The organism is Fundidesulfovibrio sp., assembly GCF_058402725.1.
In genome coordinates, this window is the sequence record NZ_JBZVFJ010000098.1 from 1 (window position 1) to 14705 (window position 14705).

Genomic DNA, 14705 nt, shown 5'->3' on the forward strand with positions numbered 1-14705 from the left:
GGCCTGGGTGAAGGGATGCCAGACGTGGCGGCGGTCCATCTCCAGCACGCCGGGGGCCGCATCGCCAGATTCGCGCGCCGGAAGCTCCAGCCGGGCGGCCCAGGGGGCCAGGGCCTCGGGCGTGAGGGGGGCGAGGCGCGGCAGCTCCAGCACCACGCGCACGCGGCCAAGGGTTTCGATGTCGCGGCGGTTGCGGGCGTCGGGCTCGCCGATCAGGGCCACGCCCGCCACCTCGATGCCGCGCAGGCGCAGGGCCTCCAGGGTGAGCAGGGTGTGGTTGATGGTGCCCAGGCCCGAGCGTGCGGCCACCAGCACGGGCAGGCCGAGGCGGGCCATGAGCGCGGCCATGTCCTGCCCCGGCGCGACGGGCACGAGCGCCCCGCCCGCGCCCTCCACCACCAGGGGGCGCGCGGTCCCGGGCAGGCGCACCTGGTGGATGTCCAGGCGCATGCCCGCCAGTTCGGCGGCCTGGCTGGGGGCCAGGGGATCAGGAAGCACGCAGGCCGGGGGATGCAGGCGCTCGGGGCCGAGGGAGGCCAGCCGGGCGGCCTCTGCAGTGTCGGAGTCCTGCCCGGTCTGGAAGGGCTTGAAATAGTCCGCGCCCAGGGCGCGGCAGAGCAGGGCGCTGAGCACGGTCTTGCCCACGCCGGTGTCGGTGCCGGTGACGAAGTAGCCGTTCATGGCGATGATTCTAGTCCGTAAGCGGCCGGAACGCCAGGGCGTGGAGGGCGTGGTAGGCCATGGGGGCGGTGGAGGCGTCGGCAAGGGCCGCCACGGCGCGCAACGCGCCCGGCGTGAGGGGGGTGTGGCCGGGGCGCGGCACGCGCCCGCCCACGGCCCGGAGGTGGCGGGGCAGGTCCATGGCGCTCACGAGCGCCAGGGGGTGCACCTCTTCGGTCACGTCCGGGGGCGCGGGAAAATAAGCGGCCAGCTCCTCCCGGGAGGGGAAGTCCTGGAGGCCGCAGGAGAGCCCCAGGGCCTGATGCGCCGCGCGCCAGGGCTCGAAGGTCCCCGCTCCGGGCAGGCAGACGGCCAGCAGCCCGCCCGGGCGCACCAGGGACCACAGGGCTGCCAAGGCCTGGCCCGGGTTTTCGGTCCAGTGCAGGGCCATGCTGGAGGCCACCACATGGAAGCCGGGCCGCAGGGCCGGGGACTGGATGTCCATGGCCACGGACAGGGGGCCTCCGGGTCGGAGTCCGTTCTGGAGTCGGTCCGGGGTCCGGCCCAGGCGGCGCGCGGCGCGCCCGAGCATCTCCGGGGAGAGGTCGGCCAGGACGTAGCGACCCACCGATGCGTGGGCAGCCAGACGTTGGGCCAGGAAGCCCGTACCGCAGCCCGCGTCCAGGACGCTCGCCCCGGGGGGCAGGCCGCGCTCCAGGATGAGCCCGGCCAGCCGGTGCGCGGCGGCCTCCTGGGGTCTGGCGTGGAGGTCGTAGGCGTCGGCCCGGGAGAAGGCCCGGCGGATGCGCGCCTGGCGCGAGAGGGTCACAGGCGCTCCAGGAAGGCCTGGAGGAGCCGGGCGGTCTCGTCCGGGCGCGTGGCCGGGAAGGCGTGGCCGCCGGAGAGGAGTTCGGCCCCGGGGAAGCGCTCCAGGAAAGTCTCCTTGGGCACGACGGCGTCGTTGCTGGCCCCTATGGCCAGGAGCGGGCCGGACCAGGCATCCAGCCGGTGGGATTCGTCCCATTGCAGGAGGTTGTCCAGGCCCTGGGCCAGGCGGTCGGTGTCCGCGAGGCCGGTGTCCGGGCGAAGGTGCGCGGGCAGGGCGCAGGTTTCGTGGAAGGCGGCCAGGATGTGGCGGGGGTCCCGCGCGAGGCCCCGGCGCATGGCCCGGACGGCCGGAGTCGGGCCGGGGAAGCGGGTGAAGCCGCCCAGGCAGGCCAGGGCGTCGGGGCGGGGGGCCTCCCGGCGCAGCAGGGCGGCAAAGCCCAGGGAGTGTCCCACGGCCACCAGGGGGCCGGGGGAGGCGAGGAATTCTTCGGGAGGGTCCGTGCGTTCGGGGCCGAAAAAGCCCAGGTCCAGGGCCGCTGCGGGATGGCCGGGGAGCCGCGCGAGCAGGGGGGCCCAGAACGAGGCGTCCAGGCCCCATCCGTGCACGAGGAGCAGGCGGGCGGGGACGCTCATTGGCAGCCTCCGGCGGCTCGGACCACGGCGTCGGCCAGGCGCTCCACATCGTCCGGGGTGTGCAGGGCCGTAAGCGACAGACGCAGCCTGCTCGATCCCTCGGGCACGGTGGGCGGGCGCACGGCCACGGCCAGCACGTTCTCCCGGCGCAGGGCTTCCATGGCGGCCAGGGCGCGGGCGGCGTCGCCCAGGATCACGGGGACGATCTGGGTGGAGGAGCGTTCGGTGCCCAGCCCCGCCGCGTTCAGCCGCCTGCGCAACTCTCCGGCCAGGGAGAGCAGCCGCTCCCGCCGAGGGGCAAGGGTCGGGACGAGGTCCAGGGCCGCGTCGGCCGCGCCCAGGCAGGGCGGGGGCAGGGCAGTGGAAAAAATGAAGCCGGAAGCTTTGTTCACTAGGTATTCCCGGAGTTCCCGCGAGCAGCAGATGTAGGCTCCGTAGCTGCCCAGGGACTTTCCCAGGGTGCCCATCACGAGCCCTCGTTCGATGGCAGCGCCCTCGGCCAGGCCCATGCCCGTGGGGCCGAACACCCCGGTGGCGTGGGCCTCGTCCAGGTAGAGGAAGGCCCCGTGGCGCGCTGCCAGTTCCGCCAGGTCGTACACGTCGGCCTGGTCGCCGTCCATGGAGAAGACCGACTCGCTCAGGATGAAGCGCGCGCGCTTCTCGTGGGCGTGCTTCTTGAGCAGCGTCTCCAGATGGTCCAGATCCAGGTGGCGGTAGCGCAGCTGGCGCGCTCCGGCCAGGCGGCAGCCCTGGTGCATGCTGGCGTGGTTGAGCTTGTCGGCGTAGACCAGCGGCTCTGCGCCCAGCGTCCGTTCGTCCAGGAGCGCGGCGATGGCGGAGGCGTTGGTCTGGTAGCCCGAGCCCATGACCAGGGCGGCCTCGTGGCCCTTGAGCCGGGCCAGCTTCCCCTCCAGGGCCTCGTGCGGGGGCAGGGTGCCCCGGATCAGGCGCGCGGAGGCCGAGCCCGCTCCCCAGCGGCGGGCGAAGGCGCAGGCCCCCTCCACCACGGCGGGGTGGCGCGAGAGGCCCAGGTAGTCGTTGGAGGATGCGTCCAGCACGTCGACCTGTCCGGGATCGAACACCCTGGTGGCGCGCAGCCGTCCTGCGTCCCGGGCCTCGGCCAGGGCCTGGCGGTAGCGCTCCTCAGGCATCCTCGATCTCCCATCCTGCATCCAGGATGCCCTGGCGGTCGGCGGCGGCGTCCAGGCCCGGGGTGGTGAGGTAGTCGCCGGTCATCAGCCCGCTGGCCCCGGCCTCCAGCGGCGCGAGGCCCCGCGTTGGTCCGAACACGGTCTTGCGGCCGCCGCAGATGCGCAGATGCGCCGAGGGCAGGATGAAGCGCAGAAGCGCCACGATCTTCAGGGCCTCCTCGGGCGCGAGGGGCGGCCTGCCCTCCATGGGCGTGCCCGGGATGGGCGAGAGGAAGTTCACGGGCACGGAGTCCACGCCCAGCTCGCGCAGGGTCAGGGCCAGCTCGGCGCGCTGCTCCCAGCTTTCGCCCAGGCCGAAGATGCCCCCCGAGCAGACGCCCACGCCCGCGCGTTGGGCGTCGCGCACTGCCTGCACGTCGTCCTCGTAGTCGTGGGTGGTGCAGATTTGCGGGAAGAAGCTGCGCGCGGTCTCCAGGTTGTGGTGGTAGAGGTGCAGCCCGTCGGCCCGGAGTTCCTCGAACTGCGCGGGCGTGAGGATGCCGCAGGAGGCGTCGGGGAGCATGTCCAGTTCCGCAACGCCGCGCACGGCCCGGCGCAGGCGCTCGAAGTCGTCCCGGGAGGGGGTGAGCCCGGAGAGCACGATGCCGAAGCGCCTGGCCCCGTGGGCGCGCATGGCCCGGGCGGCGGCGAGGATGCGTTCGTGATCGAGGAACGGGTGGCAGGGCGCGCCGGTGTCGAAGTGGGCGGACTGGGCGCAGAAGGCGCAGTTTTCCGAACAGCGCCCGCTCCTGGCGTTGACGATGGCGCACAGGCTCACGGCGCGGCCCAGGCGCGCAAGGCGGATGCGCCGCGCCGCGCCGAGGAGGTCCGCCAGTTCGTCGCCCCGGGCCTGGGCCACGGCGGCGATGACTTCGTGCAGGAGGTCGCCCCGGAGGTCCTGCCCGTCCAGGACGAGGGTGGTCGCCGCGTGGAGCGGCCGGTTGCCAATGATCATAAGTTGACGTAACGATTCAGGGATACTCCTCCCGGAAGGTGGAAACGGGAGGGCAGGGGCATCCTTACCCGGCGCGGCCGGGCTTGGCAACCGCCCCGCACGGAGGAACCTTGCACTACGTGCATCCTGTCATCATGCTCTGTCTGACGGGGCTCGCGCTCTACGTCCTGCGGCTTGGGGCGGAGCGTTTCGCGTCCAAACGCCTGGGGCGCAAAGGTCTCTTCGCCTGGAAGCGCCATGTGGCGCTGGGGCGGGTCACCCTGGCGGGGCTGCTCCTCGGGGCGGCCGGGGGGCTGGGAATCACCTGGGGCGTCTGGTCGGGGCCGGGGACCACGGGATGGCACGCCCTGTTGGGCGCATGCGCGGCGGCCCTGGCCGTGTCGGGCGCGGTCACCGGGCTGCGTCTGGACCGGGAGCGCGGCAAGGCCCCGGCAGGCGTGGCCCTGGCGCACGCCGCGGGCAACGCCCTCCTGGCGGCCCTGTGCCTGGCGCAGGTCTGGACCGGCTGGCGCGTGCTGGAGGACTTCGTATGGTGACCCAGGCTCGGCGCTACCACGAGGCCGTCTCCTACATGCGGGGGCTGCTCTCGGGAGGCGGGCCGGACTGGTCGGACCAGCCGCGCCAGTTCAAGAGCTATCCGGGGCTCCCCCTCGTGGAACTGCCCCGTCAGGCCGAGTTGCCCAAGGTGTCGGTGGCGCAGGCCGTGGAGGGAGCGCCGGAGGCTGCCGTCGCGCCAGTGGGCCTGGATGTGCTCTCGGCCGTGCTTTTCCACGCGGCGGGGCTCACGCGTTCGGCCAGCCACGGCGGGGTGGAACACATCTACCGCGCCTGCCCCTCGGCCGGAGCCCTCTATCCCTGCGAGGTCTATCTGGCGTGGCCAGGCGGGGGGGCACTGCGCAGCGGGCTTTACCACTACGACGTGACGCGCCACGGGCTCACGCTGCTGCGCCCGGGGGGCGTCGCCCCCGAGGCGCTGGGGCTGCCCGGGCGTTCGCTCCTGCCGGGCGAGGCGCTGTGTTTCGTCACGACGGTGATGCACCGCTGCGCCTGGAAATACCGCGCCAGGGCCTACCGCTACCTGAACCTGGACGCCGGGCACCTGGCGGAAGGGCTGGCGCTGGGCCTGGGGGCCTACCGCATCCCCTGGCGCATGGAGCTCGATTTCTCCGACGAGGCCGTGGCCGCCCACCTGGGGCTTGATCCCGCCCGGGAGGCCTGCCTGTGCGTGGCGCGTTTCGAGGCGGGCGGCCGGGCGGAGGCGGACCTCGCGCCGGGGCCGCTGCCAGAGGGCGTGGAGGCCTTCAGCCGCTGCGCGGTCTCGGACGGGTTGGCGCAGGATCTTGCGGCGGTGCACCGGGCCGCTTCGGTGACGCGCGAGCATGCCACGCCCGAATCGAGTGAGGATCGGGCCTTGCCGGGCGGCGCGGGGACGAGGCTGGGATCGGGCCTGCGCTGGCGCGGCCTGCCCGTCGGGGCGGGAGCGGCCGGGCGGGCCACGTTTTTCGAAGCCGTGGAGTCCCGGTGTTCCCGCAGGGCCTTCATGCCCGTGGAGCTCTCTCCCGCCGTGGCGGCCCGGGCGCTCTCGACGCTCTGCGGAGTGCTCCTGCCGCCTGGCGGCCACCCGCTGGAGCACGCCTGCGAGGCGGGCGTCCTGCTGGGGAGCGGGCCGTGGGGCGGGCCCGGGCTCTACATGCTGGACCGCGGGGGACGCGCCCTGGGGCTGCGCCGCGACGGCGACATGCGCCCGGCCATGGCCTCCGTCTGCCTGGATCAGCTCTGGATGCGCCGCGCGGCCATGGTGGCGCTCTTCTTCGCGGACTACGACGCCCTGGAGCCCCTCCTGGGCGCGCGGGGAGTGCGCTGGGCCTTCCAGGCGGCGGGACGCCTGGGGCAGCGCCTCTACCTGGCTGCAGAGAGCCTGGGCCTGGGGGCCTGCGGGGTGGGCGCGTTCTACGACGGCGAGGCCGCCGAACTGCTGGGCCTGCCCGAGGGAACAAGCCTGCTCTACGCCGTGCCCATGGGGCCGGTGAAGTCTTCGCAGCGGTGAAGCGCGGGCTCGCTCGTCAGTGGGTGCGCTCCTTGAGGGTGCGCATCATGTCGCGGATCACGTCCATGTGGTAGGAGATGAAGACGTTGTATTCGTGCTGGCTGCCCGGCACGGGGACTCCCTGCTGCTTGGCGGCGGCGTAGAGTTGCACCCGCGACATGCGTTCGCCGTGTTCCATCATCTGGCGCGCCGTGAAGCCGATGAGCGCTTCCTTGTTCCTGCGCGCTTCTTCCTCGGGCGTGGGCTGTTCCTTGGCCTGTTGCACGCCCGCCAGCAGCGCTTCCAGCTGGGAGAGACGGGCTTCGAGGTCTGCAATGCGGGGGTCTGGACCGTGTTCCTGGGGGCTTTCCGCCTGCGGGGACGCTTCGGGGGCTTTGGCGAGCAGTTCCTGATGGTGCGCGGCGAACTCCAGAGCCAGGGAGATGGCCTCCCGCTGGGACCAGCGGAACGTGGACTGCAAGGATTCCAGGGCCAGCGCCGCAGGAGCGGTGAGCGTAACGCCGATGGGTTTGCCGCCCCCGGCAACCTGCTTTTCCCGCCACCTGGTCGCGCGCGCCTTGCCATTCATGCGAGCCTCCGGCTTTTGCAGACTGTTCATAAGTCACTGCTTCATTTGCCTTGGGAATGCAAGGGAGAAACGCAACAATCGTTCATGTGAATGTGGCATGCGCAACAGACGCTCCCTTGCGGCGACCTGTCGCATGCTCCCCGGCGCGTAGCGCTTGCAGGTCCGGCCTGGCGCGAAACCTCGCCAGGGCCGGGATTCTCCGCCGATGCCGTCCTTCCGCGCGCCTTTCGCCTCGGGAGATGGATCGTCACAATGCGTCCGGGGCTGGCAATGCGCGCCGTGCTGTGGAATAGATGGCTGCGAACCGCCTCGATCCGGAGGAGCCATCCATGCCGCATCCTGTCCGCGCCCTGTCCCATGTCCTGATCCTGTCGCTCGCGCTGTCCCTGTGCGGCTGCTCGCCGCGTTTCAGCCTCATGGGTCAGGCCGGGCAGGACCCGCTGAAGCAGTACGACCTGGAGGGCAAGGGCCGGGGCAAGGTGCTGGCCCTGTGGGTGACGGGCTTCATCGGCGCGGGCTCGCGCCAGGGGCTTCTGGGCTCGCGGCCCGGGGCGCTCCAGGAGGCTGCCGCCGTGCTCAGGAAGGCGCGGGAGGACCGGGAGATCAAGGCCCTGGTGCTTTTCGTGGACAGCCCCGGCGGCACCGTGGCGGGCTCCGACCTGCTGCTGGGCGAGATCGAGGCCTTCAAGGCCGCCACCGGGGCCAAGGTCGTGGCCCAGGCCCTCACGGTGTGCGCCTCGGGGGGCTACTACGCGGCCCTTGGCGCGGACGAGATCCAGGCGCTGCCCTCGTCTCTGGTGGGCAGCGTGGGCACGGTGTTCATCACGCCCAAGCTGGCCGGGCTCATGGGCAAGATCGGCGTGGAGGCCGAGGTGGCCAAGTCCGGAGACCTCAAGGACATGGGCTCGCCCTTCCGGCCTTCCACGGAGGAGGAACGCCGCCTGGCCGCCGAACTCACGGAGCAGCTCAACCGGGGGTTCCTGGCCCTCCTCGACGCCCGGCGCGCCCTGGCTCCGGCCGCGCGCGCCGAGGTGGCCCGGGCCGGGGTCTATTCCGGGAGCCGCGCCCTGGAACTGGGGCTCGTCGACCGCCTGGGACGCCCCGCAGACGCCGTGGCCCGCGCACGAGTTCTGGCCGGGCTCCCCCCGGACGCCAGGCTGGTGGCCTACCGCCGCCAGAAGGTCCACGACGACACCCTCTACAACACCGCCACGGCCGATTACGGCGCGGACGCCCCCCGGTCCCTCGTGCCCGACCTCTCCAGCATGGGCCTGCCCCTGGAGGCGGGTTGCTACTACCTTTGGCCCCAGGCCCTTCCCGGGGGCGGCCGGTGAGCGCCGCGCAAGACCTGGGCTGCTGTCCGGCGGCGCGCAAGGCCTCGGCCTTCGTTCTGCGCCGGCTGCCGCAACTTCTGGAGGCGACGGCGCGCCTGCCCGCGCTGGACGTCGCCTGCGGCGACGGCCGCAACGGTCTTCTGCTGGCCTGTGGCGGAGCGAGGGTCCTGCTGGTGGACCGCTCCGAGGATGTCCTGGCCAGCCTGCGCGAGCCGGGCTGTCCCACCGGCGCGGTCTTCCAAGCCATGGACCTGGAGACGCCGGAGCCCCCGGACTTCGGCGAGGCCTGTTTCGGCGCGGTGCTGGTGTTCCGCTTCCTGCACAGGCCGCTCGTCCCGGCGCTGCGGCGCTGCCTGGCCCCGGGCGGCCTGTTCGCCTACGAAACCTACCTGGAGGGGCAGGAAACCCTGGGCAAGCCGCGCAGGCCAGAGCACCTGCTGCGGCGCGGAGAGCTGGCCCGGTGGTTCGCCGGGTGGGAGATCGTCGAGCATTTCGAGGGCTTCGAGGAGGATCCGCCCCGGTTCATGGGACGCATCCTCTGCCGCAAGCCGTCGGCCGCCGGGCAGAGGGCGGTTGCCAGCGGGCGGGCCTCCTGATACCACCGCGCCACCCCAACCGGAGAACCCGCCATGCGCCTGATCGTGATCATCGTGAGTTTCCTGCTCCTGGCCGCCGCCGCCGTCTCCCACGCCCAGACCGAGCGCGACGGCGCCGCCTGGCGCGAGCAGAACGACGCCTGGAAGTACGCCTACGTCACCGGACTGCTGGACGGCGTGACCACCGGGGCCGACTTCACCTTCCCCACCCTCACCTCGGGGAGCGTGGTGCTCCACAAGCCGGACAAGGCCTGCCTGGAAAAGGCCCAGACCACTTTCGAGTACAACACGAGCCGCTACTTCTTCGGGCTCTCCCTGCGCGACTTCGTGGACGGGCTCGACGCCTTCTACAAGGATCCGGCCAACACGCCCATCCCGGTGAACAAGGCGCTGCGCGTGTGGGCCATGTCCCGCAAGAAGGTCCCCGAGGCCGCCACGCTTTTGGAGGAGCTGCGCAAGGAGTGGAGCCAGCCCCGCTGACCCCTTCCCCTCGCGTGCGCCAGGGCCGCAACGCGAAAGAGCCGGACCGCAAGGTCCGGCTCTTTCGCGTTTCAGAAGGGCGCGTCCGGTGTGCCAGGCCCCCCTCGTGTCGCCATGGTGATGCACAACATCTACACGAAACCATTCATTTTACATTTTGAAAAACAGCTTTCTGTTCTTCAAGATCGCGACACTACGCCTGGCCGTCGCGTCCGGAGTCCGGGCCGGAATCCGGCTCCGGGGCCGGGTCGTCCCCGGCCGGGGCGCACTTGGCGGCCAGCACCTCGTGGTATTCGTCGGCGTAGATGGAGAGCATCACCATGGCCAGGGCAAGCACCATGGGGCCGTAGAGGATGCCCAGCGGGCCGAAGAACTTGATGCCCCCGATGATGGAGAGGAACACCCAGAACGTGGACATCTGGGCCTGCCCCTGCATGAGCAGCGGGCGCACCACCGAGTCGATGGCCGACACGAGGATGCCGCCCCAGGCCGCCAGGAAGATCGCCCACTTCCACTCGCCGATCAGGACCAGGTAGACGGAGGCCGGACCCCACACCAGGAGCGTGCCCACCACCGGGACGAGGGAGGCGAAGCCCATCATGGAGCCCCAGAACAGGGCCGGGATGCCCGCAAGTGCCAGCCCCACGCCGCCAACCACGCCCTGGCAGAGGGCCACCAGGAAGCTTCCGACCACCACGGAGCGGGCCACGTCGCGCATCTTGCCCAGGATGCGGTCCTCCTGGGCGTCGTGCAGGGGCGAGAGGTGCTTGAGCTGGACGAGCATCCGTTCGCCGTCGCGCAGCAGGAAGAAGAGCACGAAGAGCATGATCAGGAAGTTGAGCAGCACGCCCAGGAAGTTGCCCAGGAGCTTGCCGCCCAGGTCCAGGGTGATCTGCCCGGCGTTCTTGGAGAATTCCAGAAGGTTGCCCTTGATGTCGATCTTGCCCAGGTCCAGCTCCAGCCAGGGCAGGGTCTGGTTGATCCAGTTGACGTAGGGCTCGATGGCCTCGCCCTTGAACCATGTGTCCAGGTGGGCGTCCTTGAGCCAGTTCTGCACGGCCGCGATGGATTTGGCCGCCTGTCCGGCCAGCGCTCCCGTGAAGAGGAACAGCGGCAGGATCACGCACAGGGTGAAGAGCAGCGTGGTGCTCAGGGCCGCCAGGGTGTCGCTGCCGCCCAGGGCGCGCTTGATGCGCTGGTGGGGCCTCTGAAGCAGCGTGGCCACGATGATGGCGATGAACATGTCGTGCAAAAACGGCGTGAGCACCAGATAGGCGAAATAGAGTGACACCGCCAGAATGCCCAGCAGGAAGAACGAATAGACGTGCTCCCTCCTGGCTTCCTGCGGGCTCTTGACCGGCGGAGCCGGGCGGCGCTTGATCCTCTGCATGGCTACCCCTTTGCGTTTCGGCGGATGACACGGCATACTTACCAGATTCGCCCCTGGCGGCAAAGCGGCATTTCCAAGGCGGACCTTTCATGAACCACACACCGGGCATCCCCCGGCAGAACTGGCTCGACTGCGCCCAGGACCTCCTGGCCGAGGCCGGTCTCCAGGAACTGGACCTGGAGACCGCACGGCAGTGGTCACTGGCCCTTTCGGCCCGTCAGGTGCCCCATCGGGTGCGCCAGGGCTGGCCCGGCCTGAGGCTTCTGGTGCCCGCCTCCCGCCTGGAGGAGGCCCAGGCCGAATTGCGGGCCTTCCTGGCCGAGAACCCGCCGCGCCCCGTCGTCCTGCCGGACCTGCGCCCCAGGGCCACCATCTGGGTGGAGTTGCCCGGCGTGCTCTGGAGCCTGGCTGCGGTCACGGCCTTCCTGGCCATGACCGGCTCCGAAGCCACCCTAGGGGCCTTCCTGGCCGACTGGCACGGCAGGGGCGGCGGCGACACGGCACTCATGGCCCAGGGGCAGTGGTGGCGCGCCGTCACGGCGCTCACCCTGCACGCGGACATCGCCCATCTGGTGGGCAACGTCTGCCTGGGGGGGACGTTCCTGGTGCTCCTGGCCCGCCAGGCGGGGCTCGGCACGGCGTGGTTCCTGGCCATGGCCGGGGGCGCGCTGGCCAATCTGGCCAAGATTCCCCTGCAGCGTCCGGGGTATCATTTCCTGGGGTCGAGCACGGCGGTCTTCGCCGCGCTGGGGGCCCTGGCGGGTGTGCGCGTGGTGCGCCTGGGGCGCGACCTCAGCTGGAAGCGCGCCCTGCCCTTCGCGGCGGGGGTGATGATCCTGGCGTTTCTCGGCGTGGGCAGCGAGGAAGACGCCCGGCGCATCGATCTGGCCGGGCATTTCATGGGGTTCGGGGCCGGATTCGGCCTTGGGTTTCTCTACGCCTGCGCGGAAAAGTGCACGGGCAGATCGGCCCGGCCGCTCTCCCCGTGGCTGGGGATCGCGGCGTCCGGGCTGGCCCTGGCCGCCTGGACGGCGGCATTCATCCGGTGACGGGACCGGATGGTAGGCCCGGCCCACGTACCGAACAGCCCTGCCGACCCCCCGGAGGACGCGGCCCCAGCCGCGCGCCGGGCTCTACTTGCAGGATTTGTTGTCGCCGTCTTTGTCGGACTTCGCACGGAAGTCCGGCCCGATGCGGGGGATTCAGCCTCCGCCGCCTTCCATCTTGGGGAAGAGCCAGTTGATCAGCACGGCCAGGGCCATGAGGACCCCGAAGAACAAGAGCGCGTCCAGCATCGGTTTCTCCTGGGCGGATTTCTTGCTTCCATCATAAGCGTCGATCGACCGGATGGGAAGGGGCGGCAAGGAAATTCCCGCCCCGGCCAAACTTTACAGCGGCGGCGCAACCGCGCTAGAAGAGTGTTTCCGCCGTGCAAAAGTCCCCAACGGAGCGTGCAGCATGGACCCCCGACGCGTCCTGGCCGAGAACGAGGAAATCCGCTACCAGACCAAGAAGCACTGGGCCGTTTTCCTCAAATCCGCCATTTATTTCGGCCTCGCGGCCCTGGTGCTGGCCTACAAGGACCCCCTCCTGGCCGCCGCGCAGTTCACGCCCCCGGAGGACTTCAAGCGCATCCTGCCCCCGGTGATCAACTGGACCGTCAAGGGCACGTGCTTCACAACCGCCGTGATCCTGGGCCTTCTGGGCGCCGCAAGGCTCATGAGCTTCTTCAGCAACAAGGTGATCATCACCGGCAAGCGGGTGATCCAGCACGACGTGCTCTCGGGTTCGCTCACCTCCATCGACCTGGGCGGGGTGGAATCCGTGCGCGCCTGCACCGGCCTTCTGGGCTCGCTGCTGGGCTACGGCAAGGTGATCCTGGGGCTGGGCTCCGGCCAGAAGGTGGCCATCGCCAACCTGCGCCGCCCCCACGAGTTCGAGCGCGAACTCTTCGGCGCGAAGTGATTGCCTCCGCCGTGCTTTGGGCGTAACGCCCTCCCGGCATCCCCGAACACAACCTCACGCCCATGCGCTTTCCCACCAAACCACGCTTCCCCAGGTTCGGCATCCTCTTCAAGCTGATCCTGGTGTTCGCCTCCATCCTGGTGATCATCTACTTCACCACCTCCAACATCTTCGACTACCAGCAAGGCATCGTGAACATCTCGCGCGATGTGGTGAAGGTGCGCTTCGAGGTGCTCTCCATCTCCCAGTCCATGGTGGATTCGCTGCTTTCCATGGAGGAGAACCAGAAGAAATACGAAGTGTTGCGCCAGGACAACTACCGCGAATACTTCCTCTCCGCCCTGCGCGAATACCGGCGCAACCTGGCCTCCATCCAGTGGTTCAGCTACCCCGGCTCCGAGGTCTGGCGCGATCTTCAGGAACAGTTCCAGCAAACCATTCCGACCTCCCAGGACCTGGACGCCGTCACCCGTTCCGAACCGCCCTGGCTGGCCCAGGAGAAGCTCAACACCTGGACCGAGCGCATCTTCGAGGCCAAGCAGGCCAACGAGCGCTCCATCGAGTCCAGCATGCGCGCCCTCTACGCCTGGAGCGAGCGCAGCGTGCGCGCGGGCATGATCGGCCTGGGCATCTCCATGGCCGTGGCCCTCATCGGCAGCGCCTACCTCACCTATTCGTTCTTCCGGCCCTTGCGCGAGCTGCGCCGGGGCATCCGCGCCTTCACCCTCGACGGCAAGCTCACCAGCGTGCGCGTGATCTCCCGCGACGAACTGGGCGAGCTGGCCCAGGCCTTCAACGAGATGACCGCGCGCCTCACCGAGGAAGAGAAGATGCGCACAGACTTCATCGACATGCTCTCCCACGAGATCCGCACGCCGCTCACCTCCATCCGCGAGTCCGTGAACCTCATGCGCGAACAGGTGCTGGGCTCCGTCAACGACCGCCAGAAGCGCTTCCTGGACATCGCCTCCTCGGAACTGGAGCGCATCTCCCGGCTGCTCGCCCGGCTCATGCAGGTCTCCAGCATGTCCTCGCGCTTCATCACCCTGAGCTTCAAGCCCGTGGACCCCGTGCACCTTCTCCACGACACCGTGGACAAGGCCACGCCCCAGGCCGAGGCCAAGGGCATCGCCATCTCCTCCCACGCCCTGCCAGACGTGCCCTCCGTGATGGCCGACACCGAACACCTGCGCCAGGCACTCCTGAACCTCATCGGCAACGCCGTGAAGTTCTCCCCGCCCGGCTCCACCGTGGAGGCCTCCCTCCAGCTGGCCGACGGCGGCAACCAGCTGCTCTTCTCCGTGGTGGACCAGGGACCCGGCATCCCCGACGCCGAGCAGCCCCTGGTGTTCAACAAGTACTACCGGGGCGAAACGCTGAAAAAATCCGCCGACGGCATCGGCCTGGGGCTCTCCATCGCCAAGAACATCGTGGAGGCCCATGGGGGCAAGATCTGGCTCTCCAGCAGGCCCGGGCGCGGCTGCACCTTCTTCTTCACCATACCCATCGCCAGGGAGACGCAGTAACATGCACGCTTCGCACACCCCTCCGGGCCGCGCCCTCCGGCTCGCCCTCCTGACGCTCGCCCTCCTGGCCGCAGCCTGCCAGCCCAAGACGCCCATCACCGAGCCCAGGCCCGAACCCGCGCCCATCACCGTGGCCGGGGCCGACGCCCTGGACGTGGACACCGCCTACACCCAGGCCGTGGAGGCCTTCTGGTCCGCCCGCTACAAGGCCGCCGCCGCGCTCTTCGAGAGCATCTCGCGCCGCCAGGACGACCAGGCCTACCGCGCCCGCGCCCTCTTCGGCCTCGCCTGCGCCCGCCTTGCCGCCGCCCAGAACCAGGACGACCTCAAGGCCGCCCGCGACATCTGGCGGCAGTGGGAGATGGCCTCCGTGGGCGACCCCGCCCAGTCCGACCCGCGCATGCTCTCGCCCTTCCTCCAGAACGACAGGCTCCTGGCCCCGGCCAGGGAGAACCGCGAGGCCAGGCCCCTGCTGCCCCCCAAACCCGCCCCGGCCGACCCCGACCTCGCCAGGCGTTTGCAGGAAAAGGAAA

The 14705-nt window shown here is 70.4% G+C and carries 15 protein-coding genes and 1 pseudogene; 9 read left to right on the forward strand and 7 right to left on the reverse strand.

Annotated features, from left to right (window positions below; genetic code table 11):
• From bioD to bioB, 5 genes are all read right to left on the reverse strand, one after another.
• Positions 1-681 (reverse strand): dethiobiotin synthase (gene bioD / locus ACV4UX_RS12885; RefSeq protein ID WP_491593684.1); only part of this gene is annotated, 681 nt, incomplete at its 3' end.
• Between the two features lie 10 nt (positions 682-691).
• Positions 692-1489 carry a methyltransferase gene (locus ACV4UX_RS12890; protein WP_491593685.1) on the reverse strand — a complete coding sequence of 266 codons (798 nt, stop codon included), beginning with the start codon at positions 1487-1489 and terminating at the stop codon, positions 692-694.
• The gene (locus ACV4UX_RS12895) at positions 1486-2121 is read right to left on the reverse strand and encodes an alpha/beta fold hydrolase (protein ID WP_491593686.1); all 636 of its coding nucleotides are present in this window, start codon (positions 2119-2121) and stop codon (positions 1486-1488) included. The genes ACV4UX_RS12890 and ACV4UX_RS12895 overlap by 4 nt, the downstream gene beginning before the upstream one ends.
• On the reverse strand, positions 2118-3272 hold the full coding sequence (locus ACV4UX_RS12900; RefSeq protein WP_491593687.1) for an aminotransferase class I/II-fold pyridoxal phosphate-dependent enzyme: 1155 nt from the start codon (positions 3270-3272) through the stop codon (positions 2118-2120). Before ACV4UX_RS12900 ends, ACV4UX_RS12895 begins: the two co-directional genes overlap by 4 nt.
• The gene (gene bioB, locus ACV4UX_RS12905) at positions 3265-4266 is read right to left on the reverse strand and encodes a biotin synthase BioB (RefSeq protein WP_491593688.1); all 1002 of its coding nucleotides are present in this window, start codon (positions 4264-4266) and stop codon (positions 3265-3267) included. The genes ACV4UX_RS12900 and bioB overlap by 8 nt, the downstream gene beginning before the upstream one ends.
• Before the next feature lie 119 nt (positions 4267-4385).
• Between bioB and ACV4UX_RS12910 the strand changes: the two genes are divergently transcribed.
• Both ACV4UX_RS12910 and ACV4UX_RS12915 read left to right on the forward strand, forming a co-directional pair.
• Positions 4386-4802 carry a DUF4079 family protein gene (locus tag ACV4UX_RS12910; RefSeq protein WP_491593689.1) on the forward strand — a complete coding sequence of 139 codons (417 nt, stop codon included), beginning with the start codon at positions 4386-4388 and terminating at the stop codon, positions 4800-4802.
• The gene (locus tag ACV4UX_RS12915) at positions 4796-6313 is read left to right on the forward strand and encodes a SagB/ThcOx family dehydrogenase (RefSeq protein ID WP_491593690.1); all 1518 of its coding nucleotides are present in this window, start codon (positions 4796-4798) and stop codon (positions 6311-6313) included. Before ACV4UX_RS12910 ends, ACV4UX_RS12915 begins: the two co-directional genes overlap by 7 nt.
• A 16-nt stretch (positions 6314-6329) precedes the next feature.
• On the opposite strand, the gene ACV4UX_RS12920 is transcribed toward ACV4UX_RS12915, so the two are convergent.
• Positions 6330-6881: a hypothetical protein gene (locus ACV4UX_RS12920; protein WP_491593691.1), complete on the reverse strand. Its 552-nt coding sequence runs from the start codon at positions 6879-6881 to the stop codon at positions 6330-6332.
• A 329-nt stretch (positions 6882-7210) separates the two neighbouring features.
• Between ACV4UX_RS12920 and ACV4UX_RS12925 the strand changes: the two genes are divergently transcribed.
• Genes ACV4UX_RS12925 through ACV4UX_RS12935 form a run of 3 tightly spaced genes read left to right on the forward strand, consistent with a single transcriptional unit; the run spans position 7211 to position 9291 of the window.
• Positions 7211-8215: a S49 family peptidase gene (locus ACV4UX_RS12925; RefSeq protein ID WP_491593692.1), complete on the forward strand. Its 1005-nt coding sequence runs from the start codon at positions 7211-7213 to the stop codon at positions 8213-8215.
• A complete protein-coding gene (locus ACV4UX_RS12930) occupies positions 8212-8811 on the forward strand; it encodes a class I SAM-dependent methyltransferase (protein ID WP_491593693.1) in 600 nt (199 codons plus the stop codon). The genes ACV4UX_RS12925 and ACV4UX_RS12930 overlap by 4 nt, the downstream gene beginning before the upstream one ends.
• 33 nt (positions 8812-8844) lie before the next feature.
• On the forward strand, positions 8845-9291 hold the full coding sequence (locus ACV4UX_RS12935; protein WP_491593694.1) for a hypothetical protein: 447 nt from the start codon (positions 8845-8847) through the stop codon (positions 9289-9291).
• A 193-nt stretch (positions 9292-9484) separates the two neighbouring features.
• On the opposite strand, the gene ACV4UX_RS12940 is transcribed toward ACV4UX_RS12935, so the two are convergent.
• Positions 9485-10681: an AI-2E family transporter gene (locus ACV4UX_RS12940; protein WP_491593695.1), complete on the reverse strand. Its 1197-nt coding sequence runs from the start codon at positions 10679-10681 to the stop codon at positions 9485-9487.
• 89 nt (positions 10682-10770) lie between these two features.
• Here ACV4UX_RS12940 and ACV4UX_RS12945 point away from each other — a divergent pair, with 89 nt between their 5' ends.
• The 4 genes and pseudogenes from ACV4UX_RS12945 to ACV4UX_RS12960 all read left to right on the forward strand — a co-directional run.
• Positions 10771-11730 carry a rhomboid family intramembrane serine protease gene (locus ACV4UX_RS12945; RefSeq protein ID WP_491593696.1) on the forward strand — a complete coding sequence of 320 codons (960 nt, stop codon included), beginning with the start codon at positions 10771-10773 and terminating at the stop codon, positions 11728-11730.
• Between the two features lie 409 nt (positions 11731-12139).
• Positions 12140-12646, forward strand: coding sequence for a PH domain-containing protein (locus ACV4UX_RS12950; protein ID WP_491593697.1), 507 nt, complete (start codon positions 12140-12142; stop codon positions 12644-12646).
• A 62-nt stretch (positions 12647-12708) separates the two neighbouring features.
• Entirely contained in the window at positions 12709-14172 is a 1464-nt protein-coding gene (locus tag ACV4UX_RS12955) for a HAMP domain-containing sensor histidine kinase (protein WP_491593698.1), read from the forward strand.
• A 1-nt stretch (position 14173) separates the two neighbouring features.
• Positions 14174-14705, forward strand: a pseudogene (locus ACV4UX_RS12960) (hypothetical protein); the annotation flags it as partial.

What these genes read in the sequence shown, in the direction of transcription:
- ACV4UX_RS12895 (WP_491593686.1), bottom strand. Translation starts at nt 2,121, where the DNA reads ATGAGCGTCCCCGCCCGCCTGCTCCTCGTGCACGGATGGGGCCTGGAC.
- ACV4UX_RS12900 (WP_491593687.1), bottom strand. Translation starts at nt 3,272, where the DNA reads ATGCCTGAGGAGCGCTACCGCCAGGCCCTGGCCGAGGCCCGGGACGCA.
- bioB (WP_491593688.1), bottom strand. Translation starts at nt 4,266, where the DNA reads ATGATCATTGGCAACCGGCCGCTCCACGCGGCGACCACCCTCGTCCTG.
- ACV4UX_RS12915 (WP_491593690.1), top strand. Translation starts at nt 4,796, where the DNA reads ATGGTGACCCAGGCTCGGCGCTACCACGAGGCCGTCTCCTACATGCGG.
- ACV4UX_RS12920 (WP_491593691.1), bottom strand. Translation starts at nt 6,881, where the DNA reads ATGAATGGCAAGGCGCGCGCGACCAGGTGGCGGGAAAAGCAGGTTGCC.
- ACV4UX_RS12925 (WP_491593692.1), top strand. Translation starts at nt 7,211, where the DNA reads ATGCCGCATCCTGTCCGCGCCCTGTCCCATGTCCTGATCCTGTCGCTC.
- ACV4UX_RS12935 (WP_491593694.1), top strand. Translation starts at nt 8,845, where the DNA reads ATGCGCCTGATCGTGATCATCGTGAGTTTCCTGCTCCTGGCCGCCGCC.
- ACV4UX_RS12940 (WP_491593695.1), bottom strand. Translation starts at nt 10,681, where the DNA reads ATGCAGAGGATCAAGCGCCGCCCGGCTCCGCCGGTCAAGAGCCCGCAG.
- ACV4UX_RS12945 (WP_491593696.1), top strand. Translation starts at nt 10,771, where the DNA reads ATGAACCACACACCGGGCATCCCCCGGCAGAACTGGCTCGACTGCGCC.
- ACV4UX_RS12950 (WP_491593697.1), top strand. Translation starts at nt 12,140, where the DNA reads ATGGACCCCCGACGCGTCCTGGCCGAGAACGAGGAAATCCGCTACCAG.
- ACV4UX_RS12955 (WP_491593698.1), top strand. Translation starts at nt 12,709, where the DNA reads ATGCGCTTTCCCACCAAACCACGCTTCCCCAGGTTCGGCATCCTCTTC.